Annotated in this window: 25 protein-coding genes and 1 pseudogene; 20 read left to right on the plus strand and 6 right to left on the minus strand. The window is 39.8% G+C overall.

The window, feature by feature from the left end; translation table 11 throughout:
- Positions 1 to 70 precede the first annotated feature (70 nt).
- Positions 71 to 232 carry a hypothetical protein gene (locus MUO15_RS20390; RefSeq protein WP_245032273.1) on the minus strand — a complete coding sequence of 54 codons (162 nt, stop codon included), beginning with the start codon at positions 230 to 232 and terminating at the stop codon, positions 71 to 73.
- 283 nt (positions 233 to 515) lie between these two features.
- Between MUO15_RS20390 and trmB the strand changes: the two genes are divergently transcribed.
- Positions 516 to 1,160, plus strand: a complete 645-nt coding sequence (trmB, locus tag MUO15_RS20395; RefSeq protein WP_245032275.1) for a tRNA (guanosine(46)-N7)-methyltransferase TrmB — start codon at positions 516 to 518, stop codon at positions 1,158 to 1,160.
- Positions 1,161 to 1,225: 65 nt separating this feature from the next.
- The gene (locus tag MUO15_RS20400) at positions 1,226 to 2,080 is read left to right on the plus strand and encodes a YtnP family quorum-quenching lactonase (RefSeq protein WP_245032276.1); all 855 of its coding nucleotides are present in this window, start codon (positions 1,226 to 1,228) and stop codon (positions 2,078 to 2,080) included.
- 66 nt (positions 2,081 to 2,146) lie between these two features.
- Here MUO15_RS20400 and MUO15_RS20405 read toward each other — a convergent pair whose 3' ends face one another.
- Complete coding sequence (locus tag MUO15_RS20405) at positions 2,147 to 2,464, minus strand: PepSY domain-containing protein (RefSeq protein ID WP_245032277.1); 318 nt, start codon at positions 2,462 to 2,464, stop codon at positions 2,147 to 2,149.
- 153 nt (positions 2,465 to 2,617) lie between these two features.
- On the opposite strand from MUO15_RS20405, the gene MUO15_RS20410 reads away from it, so the two are divergent.
- The 4 genes from MUO15_RS20410 to MUO15_RS20425 all read left to right on the plus strand — a co-directional run bounded on the left by MUO15_RS20410 (position 2,618) and on the right by MUO15_RS20425 (position 6,702).
- Positions 2,618 to 3,685: a M42 family metallopeptidase gene (locus MUO15_RS20410; RefSeq protein ID WP_245032278.1), complete on the plus strand. Its 1,068-nt coding sequence runs from the start codon at positions 2,618 to 2,620 to the stop codon at positions 3,683 to 3,685.
- A 102-nt stretch (positions 3,686 to 3,787) separates the two neighbouring features.
- Complete coding sequence (locus tag MUO15_RS20415) at positions 3,788 to 4,291, plus strand: DUF84 family protein (RefSeq protein ID WP_245032280.1); 504 nt, start codon at positions 3,788 to 3,790, stop codon at positions 4,289 to 4,291.
- Between the two features lie 148 nt (positions 4,292 to 4,439).
- Positions 4,440 to 5,510, plus strand: a complete 1,071-nt coding sequence (locus MUO15_RS20420; protein WP_245032282.1) for a branched-chain amino acid aminotransferase — start codon at positions 4,440 to 4,442, stop codon at positions 5,508 to 5,510.
- Positions 5,511 to 5,694: 184 nt separating this feature from the next.
- A complete protein-coding gene (locus tag MUO15_RS20425) occupies positions 5,695 to 6,702 on the plus strand; it encodes an LLM class flavin-dependent oxidoreductase (RefSeq protein ID WP_245032284.1) in 1,008 nt (335 codons plus the stop codon).
- A gap of 192 nt (positions 6,703 to 6,894) precedes the next feature.
- Here MUO15_RS20425 and MUO15_RS20430 read toward each other — a convergent pair whose 3' ends face one another.
- Complete coding sequence (locus tag MUO15_RS20430) at positions 6,895 to 7,056, minus strand: hypothetical protein (protein WP_245032286.1); 162 nt, start codon at positions 7,054 to 7,056, stop codon at positions 6,895 to 6,897.
- 259 nt (positions 7,057 to 7,315) lie between these two features.
- Here MUO15_RS20430 and MUO15_RS20435 point away from each other — a divergent pair, with 259 nt between their 5' ends.
- The 4 genes from MUO15_RS20435 to MUO15_RS20450 all read left to right on the plus strand — a co-directional run bounded on the left by MUO15_RS20435 (position 7,316) and on the right by MUO15_RS20450 (position 11,621).
- Positions 7,316 to 7,672 carry a DUF1516 family protein gene (locus tag MUO15_RS20435; RefSeq protein ID WP_245032288.1) on the plus strand — a complete coding sequence of 119 codons (357 nt, stop codon included), beginning with the start codon at positions 7,316 to 7,318 and terminating at the stop codon, positions 7,670 to 7,672.
- Positions 7,673 to 7,782: 110 nt separating this feature from the next.
- Positions 7,783 to 8,451, plus strand: a complete 669-nt coding sequence (locus tag MUO15_RS20440) for a Dph6-related ATP pyrophosphatase (RefSeq protein WP_245032290.1) — start codon at positions 7,783 to 7,785, stop codon at positions 8,449 to 8,451.
- A gap of 195 nt (positions 8,452 to 8,646) precedes the next feature.
- The gene (locus MUO15_RS20445) at positions 8,647 to 10,239 is read left to right on the plus strand and encodes a long-chain-fatty-acid--CoA ligase (RefSeq protein ID WP_245032292.1); all 1,593 of its coding nucleotides are present in this window, start codon (positions 8,647 to 8,649) and stop codon (positions 10,237 to 10,239) included.
- A 188-nt stretch (positions 10,240 to 10,427) separates the two neighbouring features.
- Positions 10,428 to 11,621: a CaiB/BaiF CoA transferase family protein gene (locus MUO15_RS20450; RefSeq protein ID WP_396266278.1), complete on the plus strand. Its 1,194-nt coding sequence runs from the start codon at positions 10,428 to 10,430 to the stop codon at positions 11,619 to 11,621.
- Positions 11,622 to 11,711: 90 nt separating this feature from the next.
- On the opposite strand, the gene MUO15_RS20455 is transcribed toward MUO15_RS20450, so the two are convergent.
- Both MUO15_RS20455 and MUO15_RS20460 read right to left on the minus strand, forming a co-directional pair.
- On the minus strand, positions 11,712 to 12,206 hold the full coding sequence (locus MUO15_RS20455) for a GNAT family N-acetyltransferase (RefSeq protein WP_245032294.1): 495 nt from the start codon (positions 12,204 to 12,206) through the stop codon (positions 11,712 to 11,714).
- A 121-nt stretch (positions 12,207 to 12,327) separates the two neighbouring features.
- Positions 12,328 to 12,768, minus strand: a complete 441-nt coding sequence (locus tag MUO15_RS20460; protein WP_245032296.1) for a YtoQ family protein — start codon at positions 12,766 to 12,768, stop codon at positions 12,328 to 12,330.
- Between the two features lie 158 nt (positions 12,769 to 12,926).
- Here MUO15_RS20460 and MUO15_RS20465 point away from each other — a divergent pair, with 158 nt between their 5' ends.
- Complete coding sequence (locus MUO15_RS20465; RefSeq protein WP_245032298.1) at positions 12,927 to 13,466, plus strand: hypothetical protein; 540 nt, start codon at positions 12,927 to 12,929, stop codon at positions 13,464 to 13,466.
- Positions 13,467 to 13,496: 30 nt separating this feature from the next.
- Here MUO15_RS20465 and MUO15_RS20470 read toward each other — a convergent pair whose 3' ends face one another.
- On the minus strand, positions 13,497 to 15,653 hold the full coding sequence (locus MUO15_RS20470) for a methyl-accepting chemotaxis protein (RefSeq protein WP_245032299.1): 2,157 nt from the start codon (positions 15,651 to 15,653) through the stop codon (positions 13,497 to 13,499).
- Between the two features lie 200 nt (positions 15,654 to 15,853).
- Here MUO15_RS20470 and MUO15_RS20475 point away from each other — a divergent pair.
- From MUO15_RS20475 to MUO15_RS20515, 9 genes and pseudogenes are all read left to right on the plus strand, one after another.
- Positions 15,854 to 16,868 (plus strand): annotated as a pseudogene (locus MUO15_RS20475) (PTS transporter subunit IIC).
- A gap of 33 nt (positions 16,869 to 16,901) precedes the next feature.
- Entirely contained in the window at positions 16,902 to 17,219 is a 318-nt protein-coding gene (locus tag MUO15_RS20480) for a thioredoxin family protein (protein ID WP_245032301.1), read from the plus strand.
- Positions 17,220 to 17,346: 127 nt separating this feature from the next.
- A complete protein-coding gene (locus MUO15_RS20485) occupies positions 17,347 to 18,153 on the plus strand; it encodes a DUF1444 domain-containing protein (RefSeq protein WP_245036118.1) in 807 nt (268 codons plus the stop codon).
- Positions 18,154 to 18,168: 15 nt separating this feature from the next.
- Positions 18,169 to 18,774 carry a YtpR family tRNA-binding protein gene (gene ytpR / locus MUO15_RS20490; protein ID WP_245032303.1) on the plus strand — a complete coding sequence of 202 codons (606 nt, stop codon included), beginning with the start codon at positions 18,169 to 18,171 and terminating at the stop codon, positions 18,772 to 18,774.
- A 162-nt stretch (positions 18,775 to 18,936) separates the two neighbouring features.
- Entirely contained in the window at positions 18,937 to 21,303 is a 2,367-nt protein-coding gene (locus MUO15_RS20495) for a DNA translocase FtsK (protein WP_245032305.1), read from the plus strand.
- Positions 21,304 to 21,410: 107 nt separating this feature from the next.
- On the plus strand, positions 21,411 to 22,526 hold the full coding sequence (locus MUO15_RS20500) for a nicotinate phosphoribosyltransferase (RefSeq protein ID WP_245032307.1): 1,116 nt from the start codon (positions 21,411 to 21,413) through the stop codon (positions 22,524 to 22,526).
- Positions 22,527 to 22,778: 252 nt separating this feature from the next.
- Positions 22,779 to 24,074, plus strand: coding sequence for a UDP-N-acetylmuramate--L-alanine ligase (gene murC / locus MUO15_RS20505; protein WP_245032309.1), 1,296 nt, complete (start codon positions 22,779 to 22,781; stop codon positions 24,072 to 24,074).
- Positions 24,075 to 24,282: 208 nt separating this feature from the next.
- The gene (locus MUO15_RS20510) at positions 24,283 to 24,699 is read left to right on the plus strand and encodes a DUF948 domain-containing protein (protein WP_245032311.1); all 417 of its coding nucleotides are present in this window, start codon (positions 24,283 to 24,285) and stop codon (positions 24,697 to 24,699) included.
- Between the two features lie 18 nt (positions 24,700 to 24,717).
- The gene (locus MUO15_RS20515) at positions 24,718 to 25,179 is read left to right on the plus strand and encodes a YtxH domain-containing protein (protein ID WP_245032313.1); all 462 of its coding nucleotides are present in this window, start codon (positions 24,718 to 24,720) and stop codon (positions 25,177 to 25,179) included.
- The last annotated feature ends 39 nt before the right edge of the window (positions 25,180 to 25,218 follow it).

Genomic DNA, 25,218 nt, shown 5'->3' on the forward strand with positions numbered 1-25,218 from the left:
CTTCTACAGTCTTTATAGAGTAAAAAAGACGTTGCCGGCATGCCGGACAACGTCTTTTTGAATTAACTATTTACTGAGAAAGAGCTGAATATTTCAGTTTCTTTTCACGTACTTCTGAGCTCATTTTTTCGTTTAGCTTTTCAAATGGGTATATAAATAAAGCGTATCCTGCAAATAGTACAGAGAACGTGGCAAGTACAGTCATTTCAATAATTCCGCGAATTAGATTCATTAATTCATACTCACTCCTATGCCGTTTTTTGAGTTTCCAGTTCAAGCTCATATCATGTTTACAATCATATAGCAGGAAGCGCTTACAACCCAACAGTCGATTTTCTTGATATAACAGATTGTGGCCGAGTAAGTCATGGTGGTCTAAATATATCTGTTATATAATCACTATTATAGCTATATAAGCTTACATACACTTGTTTTCTTCATAATCATAAAAAACTTTAACAACACCTCTTTTTCATGGTAAGCTTTTAACGGATAATAAGGAGGAATTTCTACAAATGCGTTTAAGACATAAACCATGGGCGGATGACTATATGGATGAAAACAGTCATATTGTTGTTCGAAACCCATTTGATTGGAAAGGCAAGTGGAATGAAGCATTTAATAGAGTCCAGCCATTGCATTTAGAGATAGGTTCAGGGAAAGGACAATTTATTGCCGGGATGGGCAAGCAGCACCCTGAGGTTAATTTTATAGGTCTTGAGCGTGTCAAAAGTGTAATCGTAGGTGCGTTAAAGAAGGTCCTTGATGCGGAAACGGAAAATATACGGCTGATAAACGAGGATGCACAGGACTTACGTGATCTTTTTGCTACAAATGAAATTGATCACATTTATTTGAATTTCTCTGATCCATGGCCGAAAAGCCGTCACGAGAAAAGAAGATTGACGTTCCACGCTTTCTTAGACCAGTATAAAGATGTGTTAAAACAGGGCGGAGCGGTGACACTTAAAACGGATAACCGTGGACTGTTTGAGTACTCTCTTGCAAGCTTCTCACAATACGGCATGACTTTAGAGGATGTCTCCTTAGATCTCCATGCATTAGAGGATCCCCTGAATGTACAAACTGAATATGAGGAGAAATTCTCTGCTAAAGGACAGCCGATTTATCGTTGCACAGCTCGTTTTAATTCATGGTAACGTTTTCAATAATTACCTCCCCTATGATAGAATAGCTTCAGAACGAAGTGGAGGAGGAGAATGTTTTGGAAACAATGAAAATTGGCAGAGCTAAATTGACGTGGTTAAATGGCGGAGTCACTCATATGGATGGCGGAGCAATGTTTGGTGTCGTTCCTAAGCCACTATGGAGTCGCAAATATCCTGTAAATGATAAAAACCAAATTGAACTTCGGACTGATCCGATTTTACTTCAAGTCGATGGGAAAAATTTAATCATTGATTCCGGTATAGGTAATGGTAAGTTTACCGATAAGCAAAAACGAAATTATGGGGTTTTTGAAGAGTCAAATATTGACCAAAGCCTAGCAGGACTGGATTTAACTCGTGCCGATATTGATCTTGTGTTAATGACCCATTTACATTTTGATCATGCGTGTGGTTTGACAGCGTGGGATCAGGAGCAACTTGTTCCAGCTTTTCCGAATGCGAAGATTTATACGAATGAAACCGAATGGCAGGAAATGAAGAATCCGAACATTCGATCTAGAAATACGTACTGGGAAGCGAACTGGAAACCAGTAGAATCACTTGTACATACATTTTCGGATTCTATTGACGTTTTGCCAGGCTTACAAATGATTCATACGAGCGGTCATAGTGACGGACATTCCATTATTGTCTTTGAAGATGGAGAGGAGACGTTTATTCATATGGCAGACATCATGCCTACCCATGCTCACCAAAATGTTCTTTGGGCCCTTGCCTATGATGACTATCCAGTTACATCTGTTCATGAAAAGAAGAAATGGATGGAGTATGGATATGGGAAAGAGGCATGGTATGTCTTTTACCATGATGCCCATTACCGTGCACTGAAATTTGATCAGCATGGGGAAGTAGTCGACAAAACAGATAGAACGGCACGTGCCTATGAATAAAAGAAATCCCTGCACTAAATAATAATAATTAGTGCAGGGTTTCTAAGTTATAGCTTTAGGCAGATACTATGCAGTTTCTTCTGCTACATCAATGATTGTTCCTGTTTCGGAGTCAATGAAAAATTCGTATTGGGAGGTTTCACCATCTTGGTTTTTAGAAATCCCGCCACGATAAACTTCATAGTTGATTCCATTTTTGTTGAGTTCTTCGGGCTTCATGTAAATCCATGAACCGCTAATAGGTCCTTGCTTTTTGAATGCTTCCTTAGCAATTTTTAAAGCTTTTTCAGGAGTGACGCCCTGTTTGTTTGCCACTTGTTCTTTCACGACATAACCAGCAAATGCTCCAACACCTGCAGCTATTGCAACCTTTTTCCAATTCATAGTTCACTCACCTCAAATCTTTATTCTGTTACCCAGTATACTAGAATTTCTTTCTAAAAGGAAATCATAAAAAGAAAAAAACTGATTTGTAGAAACGTTCGCACTTTTTCGTTAAACTATAGTATAGACAATTAAAAAGGAGAGGTACATAACATGAATCAAGAGACACAGGATCTGTTTAAGACACTTACTGAACTTCCGGGCGCACCTGGCAATGAACATCACGTACGCCATTTTATGAAAAAGGAATTGGAAAGTTATTCAGATGAAATCATACAGGATCGTTTAGGCGGCGTCTTTGGTGTGCGCCATGGAAAAGGACCTAAGGTGATGGTTGCGGGTCATATGGATGAAGTAGGTTTCATGGTGACACAAATTACTAAAAACGGGATGATTCGCTTTCAGCCATTAGGTGGCTGGTGGAGCCAGGTATTACTTGCACAGCGAGTCCAGGTGCTGACGGATAAAGGTCCTGTCGTCGGTGTGATCGGATCGATTCCTCCTCATAACTTAACACCAGAGCAACGGAAAAAGCCGATGGAAATGAAAAATATGCTCATCGATATTGGGGCAGATGATAAAGATGATGCGGAGGCGATTGGCATTAAGCCAGGTCAGTCGATTCTGCCTATTTGTCCGTTTACGCCGATGGCCAATGACAAAAAAATTCTAGCGAAAGCCTGGGATAATCGCTACGGCTGTGGTCTAGCTATAGAATTATTGAAAGAGCTAAAAGGAGAGAAATTATCCAACCAGTTGTATTCCGGAGCAACTGTACAAGAGGAAGTTGGATTACGCGGTGCCCAGGTAGCTTCTCAAATGATCGATCCTGATATTTTCTACGCCCTCGATGCCTCTCCAGCTAACGATATGAGCGGCGATGATAAAGAATTTGGTCAATTAGGCAAAGGAGCGCTTTTACGTATTCTTGATAAATCGATGGTGACGCATCGTGGGATGAGGGAATTCGTTCTCGATACTGCCGAAACAAACGATATCCCCTATCAGTATTTTGTGTCCCAAGGGGGAACAGATGCAGGTCGTGTTCATACAACGAATAATGGTGTTCCATCGGCTGTTGTCGGGATTTGTTCAAGGTATATCCATACCTCTTCCTCTATGATTCATATTGATGATTATGCAGCCGCAAAAGAGCTGATTGTAAAACTTGTGAAATCAACCGATCAAAATACGGTTGATTTAATTAGATCAAATGTATAACAGTTAACTAGCATAAAGCCGCACCTGGCTCGTATTTTACTTGGTGTGGCTTTGTGCTATCCTAGAAAATGAAACTTTTTAATGAGGAAGGTGTCATCACCTGTGAGAATTTATATAGGTTCACTCAACCCGACAAAGATCGATTCTGTAAAGCAGATTTTTATAGATGATGAAGTCGTTGGGGTTGAAGCACAATCTAAGGTTGCTGCTCAACCTTTTTCTGATCAAGAGACATTAGAAGGGGCAGTTAATCGCGCACGCGAATGCGCAGCTATAAAGAAAAGTGACATTGGCATCGGTTTAGAAGGCGGTGTGATGGAAATAGAAGATGAGCTGTATCTTTGTAACTGGGGAGCCCTTATTGATCAAAAAGAAAATGTTTATAAAGCTAGCGGTGCACGTTTACCACTCCCTGATGAAATTAAAAAAGGATTACAAACAGGCAGAGAGCTTGGTGATTTAATCGATGCTTACACACAGAAAACGGACGTAAGAAAACATGAAGGCGCAATTGGTGTTTTCACAGAAGGTTTAGTGCAGCGCGAGGAAATGTTTAAACATGTAGTGAAACTGTTAAAAGGTCAATGGTTGTGTAATCGATCTTAAAAACATCCTCTTTGTTAAAGAAGGGATGTTCTTTTTATAGAATAAAGGCTATAACTTCTTCTCAATTAGTGGATTTAAGTTGATCATAGGATTACGATTTAGTTTAAAAACGAAATGACCTAAACTATACAATATAAGGAGCCTAAAAATGAATGAGAAAGAACTTGAAATCGTAAAGAGCACGAACAAGAAGTCGAAACCACAAACGGATCAGATTTCTTTTGGTAAAACATTTACGGACCACATGTTTATCATGGATTATGAAGCTGATATAGGGTGGAATAACCCTCGTATTGTTCCCTATGAGCCGATAACTTTAGATCCTGCCTCCATGATTTTTCATTATGGGCAAACTGTATTTGAAGGTTTGAAAGCCTATCGCTCAGAAGACAATCGTATTCTATTGTTTAGGCCCGATAAGAATTTGCAAAGACTCAATCTTTCAAGTGAGCGACTGAGTATCCCAGCTATCGATGAAGAAAGCGTTATGAATTATCTTAAGCAGTTGGTTAGTCTTGAGCAAGATTGGATTCCGACAACAGAAGGAACTTCCCTTTATATACGTCCATTTATTATCGCAACCGAAACGAACCTTTCTGTAGCACCTTCGCAATCTTATAAATTTATGATTATTCTCTCGCCTGTTGGTTCTTACTTTTCCGGGGGCATAAAACCTGTCAGTATCAATGTAGAGGAGCAATTTACCAGAGCTGTGAAAGGTGGTACGGGTACCGCAAAGACAGCAGGAAATTATTCGTCTGGTTACCAAGCGCAAGCTAAAGCAAAAAATGAAGGAAATGCGGATGTTTTATGGTTAGATGGTCTGGAGAAAAGATACATCGAGGAAGTCGGCAGTATGAATATCTTTTTCAAAATCAACGGAGAAGTCGTAACCCCAGAATTAAACGGAAGTATTTTGAATGGGATTACTAGGATGTCGATCATTGAAGTACTCAACGAGTGGGAAATACCAGTTGTCGAAAGAAAAATATCTATCGAAGAATTGTATCAGGCATATGCAGATGGAGAGTTGGAAGAAGCATTTGGCGCTGGAACGGCCGCTGTTATTTCTCCTGTTGGAGAGCTGAACTGGTTAGGGCGAAAAATGGTAATAAACAATAATCAGATAGGGGCGTTATCTAAAAAGTTGTATGATGAGATTACAGGGATCCAAACTGGAAAACTAGTAGATAGTCACCAATGGATATTAGAAGTGTAATAGAAGATAGAGAGATCATCAAACAGTTTGATGATCTCTTTAAGGGATTAGATGTAAGTTTGAGAAGTTTCATTTGATTGGATGACGCTGCTGAATAACACTTGGTTTTCAGAAAACATTCATGCCATAGGGTTTTAGACGGTTGAAGTGATTAGTCCCTGGTACAGAGAGAAGGATTATTGTTATGAAAATCAGTATTTTAGATCAATCTCCCATTTCAGCTGGAACAACTGCCGGGCAGGCATTACAAGAATCCATGAAACTTGCGCAAATTGGGGAAGAGTTAGGCTATACTCGTTATTGGATCGCTGAACACCATGATATATCAGGACTTTCCTGCTCCGCTCCTGAGGTAATGCTTGCGTACATTGGTGGAAAAACAAGCCATATTCGACTTGGTGCTGGGGCTGTTTTACTTCCACACTATAGACCCTATAGAATTGCAGAAACGTATAATATGCTGACAACTTTATTTCCAGAACGCGTTGATTTAGGAATTGGCAGGGCACCGGGAGGATCTGCTGAAGCAGCCATAGCTCTTTCAAATAACTTTTTGGAACAAGTTCGAAAAATGCCTGAGACATTCAAAGAGCTTAGTCATTTTTTATATAATGATTTTCCCTCAGATCAGATGTATTCAAAAATATCTGCGTCCCCTCTTCCAGCCGTGCCACCTGAACTTTGGATGCTTGGGACGAGTGAAAAAAGTGCAGTACTTGCAGCTGAAAATGGAACAGCTTACGCATTTGGGCAATTTATGGTCGATAAATCTGACGCAAGCATCTTGAAAACCTATAGCAACCACTTTAAGTCCAGAGGCAGATTAAAACAGCCTAAATCGATTCTTGCAGTTTCTGTTGTCTGTTCAGAAACAACAGAAAGAGCAGAAGAACTGGCCCTAAGCACTCAGCTGTGGAATATCCAACATGCAAAGGGTGAAGGCAGTAAAGGGGTTCCTTCAGTGGAAGAAGCCAAACAGTATTCTTTTACTAGCTATGAACAAGATAAAATTGATGATATGAGAAGGAGAATGGTGATTGGGAATCCACAAGAGGTCAAGCAAAAACTTTTTGATTTAAAAATGCGGTACCAAGCGGATGAAATAATGATGATCACTATCACGCATAGTTATGAGGAGCGTATTGAATCTTATCGACTTATTGCTAATGAACTTTTGGCTAAACACGGATGAGCCTTCTTAGCTAACATAGGTGAGTAAAATTAAATGGTTATTAGTCCATTTTAAGAGTTGTTTTGGGAGTATCGGGATATTTGTGCAAAAGGCTCCTTTTTTAGGGCTCCCTTGTTCAAAGATATCCCTTTATGCAAATTTGTTACTATAGAAGTAAACAAACAAGGGTAGTTACCCTTGTTTGTTTATTTGCTAACGATCTTCATGTTTCCAAGTTGTTTCTTCACCACTAACAGGACAGACTGGGAACTCCTCGTTTTCATTAAATCTGACTCTTTCCCCAGACTGACATAAGTATTCCCCTTTTTCGGGTACACCTTGTCCGGTTCTGTATTCGCGATAATCATCATCCACGATCTCTACACCCCCATTTTTAAAAATTCCATCCTTATCGTTTCCAAAAAAAAAGCTTTTCACTCTTCCAGTTTCATCTTCAAAGGTGTATTAACGTAAATAGTTTTCGATAAGGTTTATTATTTAACATTCAGACATCATCTATAAATACAGGAGATCTAGGGGTTGGTATAATGAAACTATTAAATACATTGAAGGGAAATATGCAGAGTGAAATAATCGTGTTAGAGTTTTATCGTATGGAATGTGAGGTAATAGGATGTTCATTCATATTCACCTGGTGACAGTTATCGTGATCATTTCTCTAGTGATCATAGTGAATCATTTATATAGCGGACAAAAGAAGAAGGCAGCGACTATCTTGCATCATACTTTACGCTTTCTTTACATCGTGGCGATTTTATCAGGCGGTTTCTCTCTTGGCATGCGGCCTGTGTCTCTGGGAAGCTTATTTAAAGTATTTCTAGGTGTCGGGAGCATTGGTTTAATAGAAGTGTACTTTATGCATAAAGTAAAGGGGGATACACCGCAATTCTTGCCGGTCTTCTTTGTTATCTTTTTGTCGCTTACAGTCGTTATGGGGTTATTTCTGCCGCTCGGTATTTCCCTTTTTTAACCACTTTGTTGAAAAAAGCCTTGGGGAACGGGGAACGGGAAACTTACTGGCGATGAAAATTATTAACAAAATTAATTGAATTTGTACCTAATACTGTGAGGAGAGATCGCATGAAGAACGTTATTGTTTCTTGGAGTGGTGGTAAAGATAGTGCATTTGCAATCTATGACTTAATGAAAAATGATAATTATCACATTAAAGGTTTATTAGCAACTACCTCTGAAGGAAGCGGGCGTCTCCCAATGCATGAAGTAAAGAGGGAATTTATTCATGCACAGGCTGAGTCCCTGAGAATACCTCTATACGAAGTGAAGCTGCCTTCAAGGGTTGGCAACAGTGATTACGAGCAAGCGCTTAAGCAACAGTTTGATCTATTCAAAGAACAGGGAGTCCAAACTATCGTTTATGCGGACTTGTTCCTTGAGGATATAAAAGAATATCGAGATCAGCTTCTTTCTAATTCAGGAATGGAAGGATTTTATCCATTATGGGAGAGGGAGACGTTAACCGTCGCAAGGAAGTTTATTTCCGAGGGGTTTAAGGCAATTGTGACTACTGTAGACTCTGACAAACTTCCAACTGAAATGGCGGGTCAGCCTTTTGACGAGGAATTCCTTAGTTCCCTTCCTAAAGACGTCGACCCATGTGGTGAAAATGGAGAGTTCCATACGTTTGTTTTTGATGGACCGATTTATAACGAACTGATTCCTGTAACCCCAGGGGTACCTTTTCAAACACGCTCAGGACGATTTGTGCATGTGGAGTTAATCAAGCAATAAATCTATTAATTTAATATTTTGTATTTAAGAGACCTATCCTCATCCTTCAGCAGGAATTGTAAGGCTTTGAATAGAAGTAATTATAGAAGGCCGGGATTTCGCTTTTAATGGGGCACTATCTTTTACCCATACGTGAAGTTTTGCGTTAAAAAATAACGGAATATTCAAACAAATTTCTAGAAGGAGTTGTAGCATATGTTTTCTTCCTTAACCCCACTTGATTGGAAACGCAGGGCGGTGAAATATTATCCTGAAAAAACTGCAGTTATCGATGGAGAAAAGCGGTTTACGTACAAGGAATTTGGAGAACGTTCGGACCAACTCTCGGTTGCATTACATGTAGCAGGTATCCGAGCGGGCGATCACATTGCGGTAATGATGCCTAACACTCATTATATGTTGGAATGTTTTTATGGGATCTGCCAACTTGGTGCTACAATGGTACCTTTAAATTATCGATTATCAGCAGAGGATTTAGAGTACATCATCAATCATAGTGACTCAAAAATGTTAATTGTCGATGAAGAATTTAGTGGACCGATTGAGGAAATCGAGGATAAGCTTTCCCTGGAACAGATTGTGATTGTTTCTGTGGCAGAACAAAAGACCTCCTTAAAAGGGGTGGATTATGAGGCATTTCTCCAACATGCTCCGGAAAGTACCGCTCCACCTGAAGTGGAAATAGATGAAAATCAGCTTTTAACATTGAATTATACTAGTGGGACGACATCGAAGCCAAAAGGTGTGATGTTAAACCACCGCAGTAATTACCTTAACTCGGCAAATTTTATGTATCACCTTGGTGTCAGCCATGACGATGTTTATCTTCATACGTTACCGATGTTTCACGCAAACGGCTGGGGTGGCGTCTGGGCTATTACAGCTGCTGGCGCGACCCATGTATGTTTGAGAAAGGTGGATCCTTCATTGATCCTCAGCTTGTTCGAAAGGGAGAATATCTCACTGTTATGTGGCGCTCCGACTGTTATTAATATGCTCGTGAATGATCCCAAGGCAAAAGAAACGGAGATCAAAACACGCCCGCGCATGGCGACAGCAGGAGCCCCTCCAGCTGCTGCCCTCATTCAAAAAGCACAGGAAACTCTTGGATTGAATATGATCCATGTCTACGGTCTGACGGAAACTTCACCATTCATTCTTTATTGTGAGTGGAAAAAAGAATTGGATTCAAAGTCGGCAGATGAACAGGCAGCTATAAAGGCAAGACAAGGAATTGAGTTAGCTTTTAACGGAGAAACGAAGGTTGTCCACCCAGACGGGGAGGAGGTTGCTTGGGACGGCAAGGAATTAGGAGAAATCATTACCCGCGGGAATGTAGTGATGGATGGATATTACAAGGATCCGGAGAAGACTGAAGCGGCAATTAGAGAAGGATGGTTCTATACCGGTGATTTGGCAGTGACCCATCCAGATGGATATATTGAAATACGAGACCGTGCCAAGGACTTGATCATATCCGGAGGAGAAAACATTTCTTCCACAGAGGTCGAAGGAGTGTTGTATAAACATCCGGATGTGCTAGAAGTAGCTGTTATTGCCATTCCTGACGATAAATGGGGTGAAACTCCAAAGGCAACTATTGTCCTGCACGCCAATGCGAACGTGAGTGAAGAGGAGATTATTAGCTATTGCCGATCCGAAATGGCTCATTTTAAAGCACCTAGGGAAGTTGAGTTTGTAGAGTCTTTACCAAAAACAGCTACCGGTAAACTACAAAAATATCGTTTGAGGGAAATGCACTGGGGAGGGCCAAAGAAAGTAAATTAAAATTAATGAATCTCGAAGGACTTAGGTAATTTATAGAGATATGCAAACCCCTTGGCTTCGAATGATTCAGACAATAATAATTGCAGGGCTACCTGTTGTCGATAATCAATTGAGTGCAGGTAGCTTAATTTTTTCTTTTCTTAATGGTTTCAAAGTTTTGATGGATTTTCGGGAGAGGTGAGATCAGATTGTTAAATTCTATGAAAGTGCTAGACTTTTCCAAATTATTACCTGGTCCATACGCGACGATGATGCTGGCTGATTTGGGCGCGGAGATCTTACGAGTAGAATCACCTGATTTACCGGATTTTATTAGACAGCTTGAACCATTGGATGGTGAGGATTCGGCGACACATCAACATTTGAATCGCTCTAAGAAATCTATTAGCCTGAATCTGAAAAAACGAGAAGCGGTTGAGTTAGTTAAGCAGCTAGTTAAAGATTATGATATTGTCCTGGAACAGTTTCGCCCCGGTGTAATGGAACGGCTTGGGTTAGACTACGAAACGCTTAGGGAAGCGAATCCAAAGCTAATTTATTGTTCACTCACAGGTTACGGTCAGACAGGTCCGTATCGAGATCGCCCAGGACATGATAATAATTATCTTTCAGTTGCAGGAATAGCCGAATATTCAGCACGCAAAAACGAGCGTCCTGCTCCAATGGGAATACAGATTGCGGATATAGCAGGTGGGTCTTTACATAGTGTCATTGCTATCTTGACAGCAGTAATCCACCGTGGGTCCACCGGAGAGGGACAATACATTGATCTTAGTATGACGGATTCATCTTTTGCATTAAATGCAATGTTTGGTCCAGGCTATTTATCAAGTGGTGGGGTTGAGCCAAAACCTGAAGGAACAGAACTGAATGGTGGAACCTTTTATGACTACTATAAAACGATGGATGGGCGTTATTTTTCAGTGGGAAGCCTCGAACCCCCTTTTAGAAAAAGATTGTGCAAAGGATTGGGTATTTCTCATCTGATTGACCTAGCAGAAGGTACAGGGTCTGAAGAAAAACGGCTTTTTAAAGAAGCAGTTAGAGAAGCGTTTCTGGAAAAAACCTATGATGAATGGGTTGCTATTTTTAAAGACATCGAGGCCTGTGTAGAACCTGTACTTAAATTTTCCGAGGCTATTGAACACCCACAAATAAAGGCAAGAAATATGATTGTAGACGTCCCTAAATCTGATGGGACATTCCAAAGACAAATCGCATCCCCAATTAAGTCAACTGCTTATAAGCAGAAATACAAATCCATTGGCGGGAAGCGAGGGGAAAATACAGTAGAAATACTTCGGGAAATAGGTTTAACCAAGGAAAAAATAAATGAATTGATCGACAAAGACTTGTTCGGATTAGTAAAGGAACATCGTTGACTTGATCAAGAATCAGATTTAATCTGATTCTCAATTTAATGACGAAGTTGGTGAATTACAGGTGCCAATATGAAAAAATGGTCCGTGCAATTAGACCCTTAAATGTAATATATGCTGTGGACCTTTTTTCCCGACAAGGATCTCGTTGTTATCAATAAAACCAACTTTCTTATATAAACTTATAGCCGGTTTATTTCTTTCATTAACACCTAAAACGACCTCATTAATATGATGAAGATGATTAAGTATAAATGCTGGTAATAAATTTAGTCCCTTTTTGGCATACCCTTTACCTTGATATCTTGAATCTATTGAGAAACAAGTTAGCAGTCTAGCTTGAAGATTGTTCGTATATTTGAACAGTTTGCCTCCATCTTCTAACGCAAAATAACCTACTGGCCTATCTTCATTTACTATGAGAATATGATGGGTACTTTCCGAGAGGGCTGGGTCAGTTATTTTCTCTATAGGATAACGGGTAAATTGTAGTTGTTGCTTGGGAAGATAGAAGCTTGCAACAGCCTGCTCGTAGTCAGTAGTGTATTCAGTTAACTTCAGTAGATTATTTTTTAAAGTAGTAGCCATAGAATTCATCCTCTTTTCTAAAGTTTACTTTTAATACCGAAAAGAAAACGAAAGCATCCTCCTATCAATATCACCGACGGGGGATGCTTCGTTTCTAATTTCAAAGGAGATGTTGCTTCAATTATTCATAAACGTAGGCTAGCACTTCTAAAGCTTGTTCAACCGTTTCCACAGTAATGGTAGCCTGGTTGGATAACTCTTTTAATGGGTGGATAAGGGACGCGGGTCTAATTAGGATTAATGGTTTACTCGCTTGTATAGCAAGACTTGCATCCATTGCCGTATTCCACTGTTTATAATCCTCACCGAATAAGGCAATTACAGCATCTGCCTTAGATAATAAAAGTTTTGTTCTGAAGTTATTAACACTTGAAGCAGCATCATCCCTATAAAGCTTCCCAGGTTGTTCACCGAGGATGTCTTCACCTATACTGTCAGATCGTGCATGATTTTCCTGTGGTCCAACAAAGTCAATCGGCATGCTTTCTTTCTTGGCTTTTTCCTTAATCTCATCGCGCCAATTGTCATGAATTTGTCCAGCTAAATACACAGTTAGTTCCATAAAACCCCTCCTAATCTTAGTATCTAGTTCTAGTATGTTACTAAACATGGTTTTCTGTCCAGAATTCGAGCTTATATTGGATAATTTTGATACTTGTTAAAATGATAGGGCATAGTATTATATGATTAGACAAAAAAAGACACTGGGGGAAATGTAACATGTATTTTAGGAAGGGGATGCTTTTCTTTCTTTTAACGCTGCTTCTAGGCTTTTCTAGCGGATGTGGTAAGATGTTATCCGAAAAAGAAGCGATTTTTCAAACAAAAGAAGCTTCTGAGGAAGCATTTAAACATAGTGATGTTAAACCAAATTTCAATGGCCAGGCACTTTCATTGTATTTACCGACTTCCATGGAAATTAAAGAACAGACGAATAATAATATGATCCTAACTGGAGGTGATAACCAGACGTACATTCTTTTCTTTAATTTAATGGAAAACCAAACGAGCCGCTTAAATTATAAAGTTGCTTCATCAAAGGAAAATAACTTGTTGCTAGAATCCTATAGAGATGACAGCCGTTTTAGCTATGTGCGCGTGCTGCCTGTAAATGATTCGAATGAATATGAGCTTCAAGTTAGTGTTGGTGGAGTAAAGATTACGACATATGCCGAAAAAGGGGAACTAGCCTCTGACTCAGAAAAAATGATGGACATCGTAAATTCTGTTCAGTATTCAGGGAGTCTTGTTCGAGAATAAGAAAGCCCGCTCGGCGGAGCGGGCTTTCTCTTACGAAGACATTCTGTCATCGTTGTATGGTATTTCTTCCTCTTCCTTTAAATCCTTATTTTCCTTGAAATTTAAGGAATCTACTTCTTGGTTATATTCACCCATACCTTCAACCACTTCTTCTTCACCAATTAAGTTGTCAAGCTTAGTTTCCTCGTTATCGTTTATTACCTCCCAATTCTCATTTATTGTAAATTGACTTACTTCCGAAGACAACTCTTGTGAGAGAGCTTGTAGATCAGTAGCTGCTTGATGAACTTGACTAATGGATTGCAGCTGGTTTTCACTTGAAGCAGCCACTTCTTCAGCTGTTGCGACAGCCTCCTCTGAGATAATACTAATATCATGAAGCTTTTGTTTTACATCCTCGTTCACGCTGTCAACACCATTTACAGCTTGTTTAACTTGGTTAATTTGATGGTTCATATCCTGTACGTGTGTAGATATGTGATGAAAGGCTTCTTTGGTTTGAACGACGGCGTTATTTTGTGAAGATTGATAGTCATCAAATTGCCTTGCATCCGTAGAAAGTTTAGACATTTGTTTGGACATATTCAGAACAAGCTCGTGAATTCTTCCAGCTTCTTGTTTGGACCGTTCCGATAGCTTTCTTACTTCATCTGCAACAACAGCAAACCCTCTCCCAGCTTCACCTGCCCGAGCTGATTCAATTGCCGCATTGAGTGCTAACAAATCGGTACTGTCCGCAATGTCCTCAATTGTAGCAACAATTTTATTTACTTCTTGTGACTGCTTGGAGGCCGATTGTACTTCACTTGACATATGTGAAGCCAGTTCAATAAACGAATTAGAGGTTTGTTCAAGTTGATCTACAGTTTTTAAGCCTTCGATACCAACTTGATCAGCCTTGTGTAATCGATCGTTAATATCTCCTGTTGCCTGTTTTGTGTTTACAATAGCTTCAGACACATGTTCGATCAGTTTTGTCGTTTCTTCAATTTTTTGGGCCTGGTTTTGTGATCCTGCAGCTACCTGGTTAATCGCGTCATTAACTTCCTGTGCTTGTGTCGCTGTTTGGTCAGATACTGACGTTAAGTGGTCTGAAGAGTTATTTAAAATACCTGACGCTTCGAGAACTTTACAAACAGAACGTTCCATTTTTTCTGCCATTACATTAAATTGGTGACCAAGCTCAGCCATTTCATCCTTGGATTTCAGACTTATTCGGTGGGAGAGGTCCCCGTCTCCAATTATCATTGCGCTTTCTTTAAGAGTTGTCATCGATTTTGTAATGGAGCGGACTAAGAGGGAGCCTGTAACTAGAGTAATCAATAAAGCCACCCCACCGATAATAAACAATAAAGTCAAAATGAAATTCTTCATTGAATTTTGCTCTGTCAGAATTTCTCCATTAATACCTTCTGTTAAAGCGATGACTTGGTTAACGTGGTTAGAGACATCAGCAGCAATTTCCTCAAAGGATGAGCGAGTGGTGGTAGCCTGAGTCAATGTGCTGTTGACCGTATTTAAAGATTGCTCATATTTTAGTAGGTTTCGGTCTAGGGTAGTTGCTTGCTCTTCGGGTAAATTTAAGGACCTTGCAATCTCTTCAAAAGTCCCTGAACTTTCTTTGAAGCTTGATAAATTCTCCTCCGTTGGGTCATTAAGAAATACTTGTTCTTGAAGCCTCATTTGTAATAAAGCTGTTTCTAACCCTGATCGATTTGTTGATTCTACCAGACTGTTAAATGACTGATAAGATTCATTAATGAACTTATACATCCCTTCTGATTCAGAAAATCCTAACAAACGGAATGCATTGATTAGTGTTTCAAGCTCTTCCTCATATTTAATAGCTTGGTCTGCAATTGCCGTAAACTCTTTGGAAACGGCATCGTACGATATGTATGTATCTGAATATGTACGTGCTGTTTCTTTTACATTTGCAATAGATTTAGCAATGGTTTCACCTGTTTCATCGCTAGGATTTGCAAAGAAGGTTTGTTGATTTTGGGAAGCAACGGTCATTAAATATTTGATTTCTTCACTTGCTATAAGTGCTCCTTGAATTTTTCTGCTTTCATCAGCCATCTCTGTTTGTTTATTAAAGAAATATGTAAAAAAGCTTATGAGAACAAGTAAGCTGATTAAAGCTAATACGACGATTAATCGTACACGACTTCTTAACGAATTCATATAGTATCCCTCCCTTTTTTACTTATCGGAAATTTCTATACAATCTTAAATGATAGAACTAAATAATTAGAATTATAATAAAACTCTGTCGGATAACAGTCCTTTTTATGTAGATCTAAAACAATGTGTATATACCTGTATTTACACATATTAATTCTTACTGTAAAATAGGTACGGCACAGGGAGGGGAAGGAGAGATCATGAAGAATTTCTTAGAAAAAAAAGGTGTACATATATCTGTTCAAACTTACTTAATTACAGCATTAAGTTACATGGCGCTTGGATTATTTTCATCACTTATTATTGGGTTAATTATTAAAACAATAGGTGAACAGCTTGGATTTGCTCAATTTATAGACCTCGGGGATTTCGCTATGGATACGAAGATTTGGGGGGAGCGATCGGGGTTGCCATCGCTTATGGTTTGAAGGCACCACCTCTTGTCATTTTTGCTGCTTTGTTTAGTGGAGCCTACGGGGCAGATCTTGGCGGTCCAGCAGGAAGTTACATTTCTGCCTTGCTGGCTACTGAATTTGGGAAATTAATTAGTAAGGAAACGAGACTGGATATTATTTTAACGCCATTTTTAACCTTAACAGTAGGTTTCTTTACAGGAATGTTCATCGGCCCGCCTATCGACCAGTTTATGACCGGATTTGGAGAAATTATTAATTGGGCAACAACACAACAACCTTTTATTATGGGAATGATAGTTGCTGTACTAATGGGGCTTGCCCTGACTGCGCCTATCTCAAGTCTGGCTATCGCACTCATGTTATCGATCGATGGGTTAGCGGCGGGGGCTGCGACGATTGGATGTGCGGCTCAAATGATTGGTTTCGCTACGATAAGTTACCGAGATAATGGCATGGGGGGGTTCTAGCACAGGGCATCGGAACATCGATGTTACAGGTTGCGAATATCGTAAAAAAACCTATCATTCTAGTGCCTCCTACAGTAGCGGGAGCCTTACTCGCACCGATCGCTACAGTTTGGCTTGAACTCGAAAATAATGCTTCAGGTGCTGGTATGGGAACGAGTGGATTAGTTGGTCAAATCATGACCTTTAATACGATGGGCTTCACATGGGAGATTGCTGGGATCATCCTTATTCTTCATATCATAGCTCCAGCTCTGATCAGTTATTTAATCGCAGCCTGGCTTAGGAAGAGGGGTCTGATTAAGCCTGGAGACATGTTAATTGAATATGAGTAAACGTGTGCTAAAATAAGTTTTGGAGGTGGACAAATGATCACATTAGAATCAGATGGTCAATTAAAACAACTAATTAATGATGGACGGACGATCCTATTATTCTCAGCGGACTGGTGTCCGGACTGTCGAGTGATCGAACCTGTTCTTCCGGATATTGAATCTAAATTTGGAAATTGGACTTTTGTCCACGTCGACCGTGATCAGTTTATTCACGTATGTGCTGAACATGATATTTTTGGAATTCCAAGCTTCTTAGCATTTCATAAAGGTGAGGAAGTCGATCGTTTCGTTAGTAAGGATCGAAAATCACAGGAGGATATTGAAGCATTTATTACCAATATAAATATATAACAAGTTTTGCTATATGCAGTTTGTTTCTATCTAAAGCTGATCGAACAACTATCATGTGTATTGGCCTGTGAGATATGCTAAAATAGATAGCGGAATATTTCTTCCATCAAAAAAGGAGGAAAAAATGATGAAAATGACGAGTATAAAAATGAAGAAAATCCTCGAGGAACGGTTGCATTATGAAGAATGGAACACCGTTTTTAATCGAGATAAAGATACGTTTAGGGTTGAGTGGAAGGAGTCTGGCAAAGGAATCACTATCACTCTTCCAAATGTCATTGCTAAATATGAAAATCGTGGTGAAAAGACAGTTGATGAACTGGAGGAACATGTAAAAGAAGCATTAAGGATCATGAACCAAACACATGAACTCACAGGGAAGGAGCAGCACATTTTTCCTGTTATCAGAGCGGCTTCGTTTCCAGTAGAGACCGACAATGGCAAAAAGCTGGTCACAACTGAACATACGGCTGAGACAAGGGTTTATTATGCCTTAGACTTAGGTAAATCCTATCAGCTTATTGACGAAGAAATGGTGAAGAATGAAAATTGGACGGTTGATCGAATGAAGGAAATCGCAAGTTTTAATGTGCGATCTCTATCAGTTGATATGAAAAAAGATACGGTGTACGGCAATGATTTTTATTTTCAGTCTACACAGGATGGCTACGATGCGAGCCGCATTTTGAATGAGGTACTTTTAGAAAAATTAAAAGCTGAATTTGAAGGCGAGCTTGCGATTAGTATCCCGCACCAGGATGTTATTATTTTTGCAGATATTAAAAATCCTGAGGGCTATGATATCCTAGCTCAAATGGCGATGAAATTTTTTGCAGAAGGACTTGTTCCGGTAACATCATTGTCTTTCCTATATGAAGATAAACAGCTTGAACCTATTTTCATCCTTGCTCAAAAAAAACCAAAGAAAAAGTGAAAGGACGATCATTGAATGGATGTTTTTTATAACCCTGAGGGAGTCGGGGATGTCTTAATTATCCCAATTAAACAGGGGGATCGCTTAACGACTACTCATAAATCCCATGGGGACATAGTGAAAATTACAGATAAGCAGGATGGATCCCTTCTCGGCTACAATATTTTTAACGCATCTGAGCACTTCACTCTAGAAGGTCAAGGTAAGCTGATGATGACAAGTGAAATCCTTGAACAGACAAGGACACTTTTTACAAAGCAACAGTTAAATGACTCGCTTGATTTCGATTTATCACCAAAGTTTGTTGTTGGATATGTGACGGAAAAAAGCCAGCATGAGAACGCTGACAAGCTAAGTGTGTGTCAGGTCGATGTAGGCGATGAAGCCCTGCAAATCGTATGTGGAGCACCGAATATTGATCAAGGTCAAAAAGTCGTTGTGGCCAAGGTGGGGGCTGTGATGCCAAGCGGTATGAAAATTAAAGACGCCAAGCTTCGCGGTGTTCCTTCAAGCGGAATGATTTGTTCGGCAAAAGAGCTTGAGTTAGAAAACGCTCCACAGGAAAAAGGAATCTTAGTTTTAGATGAACATTATGAAAAAGGACAACCTTTTGAATTTTAAATGATAAATATGGAAGCAAAGGGAACTTATGAACTACGCCCTTTGCTTCTTTTTCTTTGTGATACGCTTTTTTTAAACGTATTGTAAACCAAATTCACCTAAAAACCTGTTAAAATAAAGATAACCACTGCCCATTATTTACATAGAGAGAGTGTGAGAATTATGTGGAACGAATTTAAAAATAAATTTAAGAATTTATTTGATTCCGAGGAAGAAGTAAAACCGCGGACTACATCAAATGGTGAGAAGCCTAAGCGCCAGGAGTCAAACGCTAATACTAAAATGACGTATAAGTACCCTAAAGCAGGGAATTTTCGCTTCCCTGTTATTCCGGACGCTTCAGATGAAAATGAGAATGAAAAACCTGTTTATAAAACGAGATCAAAGAAAAGGAATCAAGAAAAACACAAGGAACAAAATTTTTCTCAAGGAAAAGGGGCAAAAAAAACAACTTCTTCACCTAAACCTAAACTGCCAACAACTTCTTCAACGCCATTTACACCGAGTTATGTTCCGTCACCGATCTATGGCTATAACCCTAGGACCGAGCCCACAGTTAAAGAGGAAGATTTAAATTATAAAGAACAGAGTATTGATAATCCTCCTCTTAATATCGAACAGGCCCGTAATGATGAAGAACAATGGCAGGAGATTCGACAACGTATGCGTGGCAAAATTGATTCGGGTAAAGAACGAGAAAGAACTCGATTATCTACAAATCAACGCTCGACTGAAGATACTCGAAAGCAGGAACTAAAACAAGAGGAACATGTGCAGGAATTAGCACCAGTAAAAGAGACTTCCCAAAATGAAAGGCTGGAGCAAACGGAATCTGATCCCAGCCCAGAAGTGAAAAAGGATGATGTAGAAGTTAAGGAGCTTGAAGAGACCCGTCCGACTTCTCAAACTGAAGTGAAAAAGTCTCCTTCTCGTCCACCATCACAGAGATCACGTGTACCATTCAATGTAGTGATGACACCTAGAGATAAACGAACTAGAGATCAACAAAAAAAAACACCACAAAAAGAAAATAATGACAAACAGCAGACAAAACCTTCTGAAGTGACCAGTATGGCAGAATTAAATAACACTGAAGAAACTATACGCAAGGAATATACTACACCGCTTCACTTGTTAAACGATCCGGTTGAGCAATCTACAAATGATCAAGCCTGGGTAGAACAACAGATGGACCTGCTTGAGACGACACTTCGTCAATTCCACGTAAAGGCAAAGGTTGTCCATGCTATGAAGGGACCTGCAGTAACAAGGTTTGAAGTGCAGCCAGAGCCGGGGGTAAAGGTGAGTAAGATCACCAATTTATCAGATGATATTAAGCTCAGTATGGCAGCACGTGATATCCGAATTGAGGCACCTATACCCGGTAAACAAGCTGTAGGTATAGAGGTACCAAATCAGCAGGCAGAAATGGTCGGATTACAAAAGATTTTTGAGTCTGATGCTTTTAAGAAGGATTCTTCTCCATTGTCCGTTGCTCTTGGGTTAGATATTGGTGGAGGTGCAGTGGTGACGAACCTGAAGAAAATGCCCCATGGATTGATCGCAGGCGCAACAGGCTCTGGAAAAAGTGTGTGTATCAATACAATATTAATTAGTCTTTTATATAAAGCCCATCATGAAGATGTGAAGTTCCTTTTGATTGATCCAAAAATGGTTGAACTCGCTCCATATAATAACTTGCCACACCTTGTTTCTCCTGTAATCACAGACGTCAAAGCAGCCACAACGGCACTAAAATGGGCTGTGAAAGAAATGGAGGAACGTTACGAAAAGTTTGTAGATGAAGGCGTAAGAGATGTTGAGCGCTATAACGAAAAGGTGTTGAAGCAAGGAAGAAGATCTGACAAACTACCTTACCTCGTTATCGTTATAGACGAACTTGCTGATTTGATGATGGTTTCACCCCAAGATGTGGAGGACTCTATTTGTCGGATCGCTCAAAAGGCAAGAGCATGCGGCATCCATTTGCTTTTGGCCACACAGCGGCCATCAGTGGACGTTATAACCGGTTTAATTAAAGCGAATATTCCAACTCGCATCGCGTTCAGTGTTTCGTCCCAGGTCGATTCTAGAACGATTATCGATTCAGGCGGTGCAGAGAAATTGCTTGGAAAAGGAGATATGCTGTTCATTGAAAATGGCTCCGGACAGTCGGTACGCATCCAAGGTGCCTTTGTTTCCGATGATGAAATTGAACGCATTACCGGTCATGTGAAAAAAATTGCCCCGCCTAACTATCTGTTTGAACAAGAAGAGTTGATTAAGCAGCATTCAAGTGAAGAAGAAACAGATGTTTTATTTGAGGAAGCTGTCCAATTTGTTATTGACCATAATGGTGCGAGTGCATCACTGCTACAGCGAAGATTTAAGGTCGGTTATAATCGTGCCGCGCGTTTAATTGACCAGATGGAGGATTATGGAATTATCTCTGAGCAAAAAGGCAGTAAACCTAGGGATATTCTATTAAACAGGCAGCAAGTAACAGAACTTATGAGCACAATGGCTTAGTATCGTATGTTTAAATAGATATAACTCTTGTTAAAAATGTGAGCTTTCTATATCATAAACAAAGTATGTATGGTTAATTCGATCTTAACTGTTTAAGGAGTAAAGTGATGAAAGAAATTGAGAGTAAACTAAAAGGTGAAATTTCTCGTCTGACTAATAAAACATTTAAATTCGATGAACGTGTAGCTGAAGGATGGTTTTCAGCCGTTTATTTTTTGAAAACGAAAGAAATTGTTGAACAACATTTAGCAGATAATGTTGTAACGATGCAGTTTTTTCAAAAGGAACATAATGCAGTCCTGTGTGGAACAGATGAAGCGATTGCCCTCATCCACACATTTTCTGATCACCCGGAAAAACTGGATATACATTCTTTAAAGGATGGCGACAAGATAAGTCCGTATGAAACGGTCATGACGATCACAGGACCTTATCAATATTTTGGTTTCTTAGAAGGAATTATTGATGGAATCCTGGCCAGAAGAACATCTGTTGCGACAAATGTATATAACGTTGTTAATGCGGCCCGCACATCTGGCAAGCAAAAACCGGTTATATTCATGGGGGATCGAGATGATCACTTCACGCAACAGGCAGGTGATGGATATTCAGCGTTCATTGGTGGTTCAACAGCCCAAGCCACTCACGCAATGAATGAATGGTGGGGGAAAGAGGGGATGGGTACGATGCCGCATGCCCTGATCCAAATGTTTAAGGGCGATGTTGTTGCAGCCTCTAAAGCTTATCAAAGCCAATTTCCTAATGATAAACTAATGGCTCTTGTTGACTATAATAATGACGTCATAACCGATTCCCTGAAAGTAGCACGTGAATTTGGGGAGGACCTAATAAGCGTACGGCTCGATACATCCCGGAACCTGGTTGATAAATATTTTTTAAGAAACCAGCATTTAATGGGCACCTTTGACCCGCGCGGAGTAAATCCTGAACTTGTATTTGCCCTTCGGAAGGCCCTTGACAATGAAGGCTATCACCATGTGAAAATTGTCGTTACTGGTGGCTTTACTGAGGAAAGAATACGGGCATTTGAAGAACTAAGTGTACCTGTAGACATGTACGGTGTTGGGGGAAGTCTGTTAAAGATAGGTATAGGCTTCACAGGAGATAATGTCTTAATCGATGGTAAGCCTGAGGCAAAAGATGGCAGACGTTACAATCCCAATCCGCGCCTTAAACTTGTCGATTTTATCGGCAATCAATAAGTTCTTTTCATGATCATATATGGATCGAGACTAGACGAAAGTTTTCCCATTCATCTGTATAATTCTCAAATGCAGTAAATCTTCATGACGTTAGAAGCTTTTTCTCTATGTGGAGACGTGGTAAAATGAATGAATGCTCTTTGCCGTGATTGCTTTTACATAGTGAGTATGAACGAGCCAAAGATTCGCAAGCTAATATGAATTACATACACTATACAATAGTGATTTACTTTACTTTGGAGGTTCTTGTTTATGACAACTTACCATTTTATTGGTATTAAAGGAACAGGAATGAGTGCACTTGCACAAATTTTGCATGATTCTGGTGAAAACGTTCAAGGCTCAGATGTTGAAAAAAGTTTTTTCACTCAAGAAGTCCTTGAAGCGAAAGAAATCCCCATTTTCCCTTTTACTAAAGATAATATAGAAGAAGGATTAACAATTATAGCAGGTAATGCTTTTAGTGAGGATCATGAGGAGGTTATTGCAGCCAAACAACTGGGATTACCTTTCTACTGGTACCATGAATTCTTAGGTGAATGGCTTGAGAAATACACAAGTATTGCTGTAACGGGTGCACATGGGAAAACATCGACGACAGGGTTACTGTCACATGTTCTTTCCGAAAATTACCCCACTTCGTACTTAATCGGAGATGGCACTGGGAAAGGGCATGGGGACAGTCAATATTTCGCTTTTGAAGCATGTGAGTACCGTAGACATTTCTTAGAGTATGCCCCTGATTACGCGATTATGACAAACATTGACTTTGACCATCCGGATTACTTTACGAGTATCGATGATGTGTTTCAAGCCTTCCAACAAATGGCGAAGCAAGTAAAAAAAGGGATCATTGCTTGCGGGGATGACGAACATCTTCAACACATTCAAGCAAATGTTCCTGTATTGTACTATGGCTTGGCAGACTCGAACGATTTTCAAGCTCAAAATATTAAGGAAGACGGGCAGGGAACAACGTTTGATGTGTTTGTACGAAACACATTCTATGCAACATTTACGATCCCGCAATTTGGCAACCACACGGTATTAAATGCCTTGAGTGTTATAGCGATATGTCAATATGAAGGGATGTCAGCAGAGCAAATTAGTAAGCTTTCTACATTCAATGGAGTGAAACGCAGGTTTACGGAAAAGAATTGGAAGGATCAAATCCTCGTAGATGATTATGCCCATCACCCTATTGAGATAGCAGCTACTATTGATTCAGCGAGGAAAAAGTATTCGGGGAGACCTGTTGTAGCAATTTTCCAGCCACATACGTTTACACGGACTAAGACATTCCTTAATGAGTTTGCCGAAAGTTTAAAATTGGCAGATCATGTATTCTTGTGCGATATTTTCGGCTCTGCACGGGAGAATAACGGGAAATTGACGATCGAACATTTACAAAGGCTCGTCCCTGACGCCCATATTCTTAACGTTGATGAGACCGATCAACTAGCTGAGTTTGAAAATGGTATTTTACTATTCATGGGTGCAGGGGATATTCAGAAGTTTCAAAGAGCTTATGAAGAAAGTAATGAGTAACCAATTTATTATGTGCGGGCAGCAGGATTGTCCGCACAGTTTTCTTTTGTGAAAAAATTAATGGTTAAATTCGTCAAAATTTAGAGGGATTTAGTAAAAAGATCTCGAATATAACCATTAAATGCATACTGCACGTTTATAATTTACCTGAATTGGGTAATTACTAAACTGTAGTGAATACATATGTGAAGGAGTGTGCGTAAAGGCGATGATTATTATGTTATATATTGCTGCGTTGATCGCAGCGGTAGCATTTGCAGTTCTAGTCATTTTCGTTGCTAGAACCTTAATAGCCGTACGTCGGACTATGAACAATGTAGCCGATACGTTGGAAGGCGTTGAGAAGCAAATGGAAGGCATTACATTAGAGACAACGGCTTTATTAAACAAAACGAACAAGTTAGCTGAAGATGTCGGAGAGAAATCTCAAAAACTGAACACTTTAGTCGATGGGGTTAAGGGAATTGGTGATTCTGTTCAAGATTTCAACCAATCTTTACGAACTTTTTCAAAAGGTCTGACAACATCAGCTAATAACAATACTGATTCGGCTGCACAGGCTATGAAGTGGGGTCAAGTAGCTATTAACCTTTGGAAGAAGACAAAGAAAGAAGATCTTAAATAAAACAGGAGGAGAGCAATAATGAGTACAGAGAATAATCAAACAAATGAAAAGTTGAACACAAACGGGAGAGATTTTGTCCTTGGCTCACTAATTGGAGGACTTGTAGGGGCAATCGTTGCCCTATTATTCGCCCCTAAATCAGGTAGAGAGCTGCGGACGAACATTGGGGAAAGTTCAAGTGATTGGAGAGAGCGTGCAGGTGAATGGAAGGATGTAGCCTACGAAAAAAGTGGCGAATGGAAAGACCGTGCTGTTGAGTCTTCTTCACAGTTCTCCAAAAACGTATCAGAGAAATCACAAGAGTTGGGCTCTAAGGTGAAGGATTCTACTAAATCATTACAGGATAAAGTGAAGAATGGACGCAATAGCGAAGATGAAGAAGCGGAAAAAGCAGCACAGGAAGTAGCTGAGGCAATTGAAGAAGCAGCACAGGAATTAGAGAAACAACAGGACTCAACAACTTCTTCCAATATTAAGTAACAAAAGCGAGCGGGGGCTTTATGGCCTCTGCTCTTTTTG

It is taken from the genome of Halobacillus amylolyticus, from assembly GCF_022921115.1.
GTDB lineage: Bacteria > Bacillota > Bacilli > Bacillales > Halobacillaceae > Halobacillus_A > Halobacillus_A amylolyticus.

Coding starts and splice junctions, on each gene's coding strand:
- MUO15_RS20390 (WP_245032273.1), bottom strand. CDS start 232: ATGAATCTAATTCGCGGAATTATTGAAATGACTGTACTTGCCACGTTC.
- trmB (WP_245032275.1), top strand. CDS start 516: ATGCGTTTAAGACATAAACCATGGGCGGATGACTATATGGATGAAAAC.
- MUO15_RS20405 (WP_245032277.1), bottom strand. CDS start 2,464: ATGAATTGGAAAAAGGTTGCAATAGCTGCAGGTGTTGGAGCATTTGCT.
- MUO15_RS20410 (WP_245032278.1), top strand. CDS start 2,618: ATGAATCAAGAGACACAGGATCTGTTTAAGACACTTACTGAACTTCCG.
- MUO15_RS20420 (WP_245032282.1), top strand. CDS start 4,440: ATGAATGAGAAAGAACTTGAAATCGTAAAGAGCACGAACAAGAAGTCG.
- MUO15_RS20425 (WP_245032284.1), top strand. CDS start 5,695: ATGAAAATCAGTATTTTAGATCAATCTCCCATTTCAGCTGGAACAACT.
- MUO15_RS20435 (WP_245032288.1), top strand. CDS start 7,316: ATGTTCATTCATATTCACCTGGTGACAGTTATCGTGATCATTTCTCTA.
- MUO15_RS20440 (WP_245032290.1), top strand. CDS start 7,783: ATGAAGAACGTTATTGTTTCTTGGAGTGGTGGTAAAGATAGTGCATTT.
- MUO15_RS20445 (WP_245032292.1), top strand. CDS start 8,647: ATGTTTTCTTCCTTAACCCCACTTGATTGGAAACGCAGGGCGGTGAAA.
- MUO15_RS20455 (WP_245032294.1), bottom strand. CDS start 12,206: ATGGCTACTACTTTAAAAAATAATCTACTGAAGTTAACTGAATACACT.
- MUO15_RS20460 (WP_245032296.1), bottom strand. CDS start 12,768: ATGGAACTAACTGTGTATTTAGCTGGACAAATTCATGACAATTGGCGC.
- MUO15_RS20465 (WP_245032298.1), top strand. CDS start 12,927: ATGTATTTTAGGAAGGGGATGCTTTTCTTTCTTTTAACGCTGCTTCTA.
- MUO15_RS20470 (WP_245032299.1), bottom strand. CDS start 15,653: ATGAATTCGTTAAGAAGTCGTGTACGATTAATCGTCGTATTAGCTTTA.
- MUO15_RS20480 (WP_245032301.1), top strand. CDS start 16,902: ATGATCACATTAGAATCAGATGGTCAATTAAAACAACTAATTAATGAT.
- MUO15_RS20485 (WP_245036118.1), top strand. CDS start 17,347: ATGAAAATGACGAGTATAAAAATGAAGAAAATCCTCGAGGAACGGTTG.
- ytpR (WP_245032303.1), top strand. CDS start 18,169: ATGGATGTTTTTTATAACCCTGAGGGAGTCGGGGATGTCTTAATTATC.
- MUO15_RS20495 (WP_245032305.1), top strand. CDS start 18,937: ATGTGGAACGAATTTAAAAATAAATTTAAGAATTTATTTGATTCCGAG.
- MUO15_RS20500 (WP_245032307.1), top strand. CDS start 21,411: ATGAAAGAAATTGAGAGTAAACTAAAAGGTGAAATTTCTCGTCTGACT.
- murC (WP_245032309.1), top strand. CDS start 22,779: ATGACAACTTACCATTTTATTGGTATTAAAGGAACAGGAATGAGTGCA.
- MUO15_RS20510 (WP_245032311.1), top strand. CDS start 24,283: ATGATTATTATGTTATATATTGCTGCGTTGATCGCAGCGGTAGCATTT.
- MUO15_RS20515 (WP_245032313.1), top strand. CDS start 24,718: ATGAGTACAGAGAATAATCAAACAAATGAAAAGTTGAACACAAACGGG.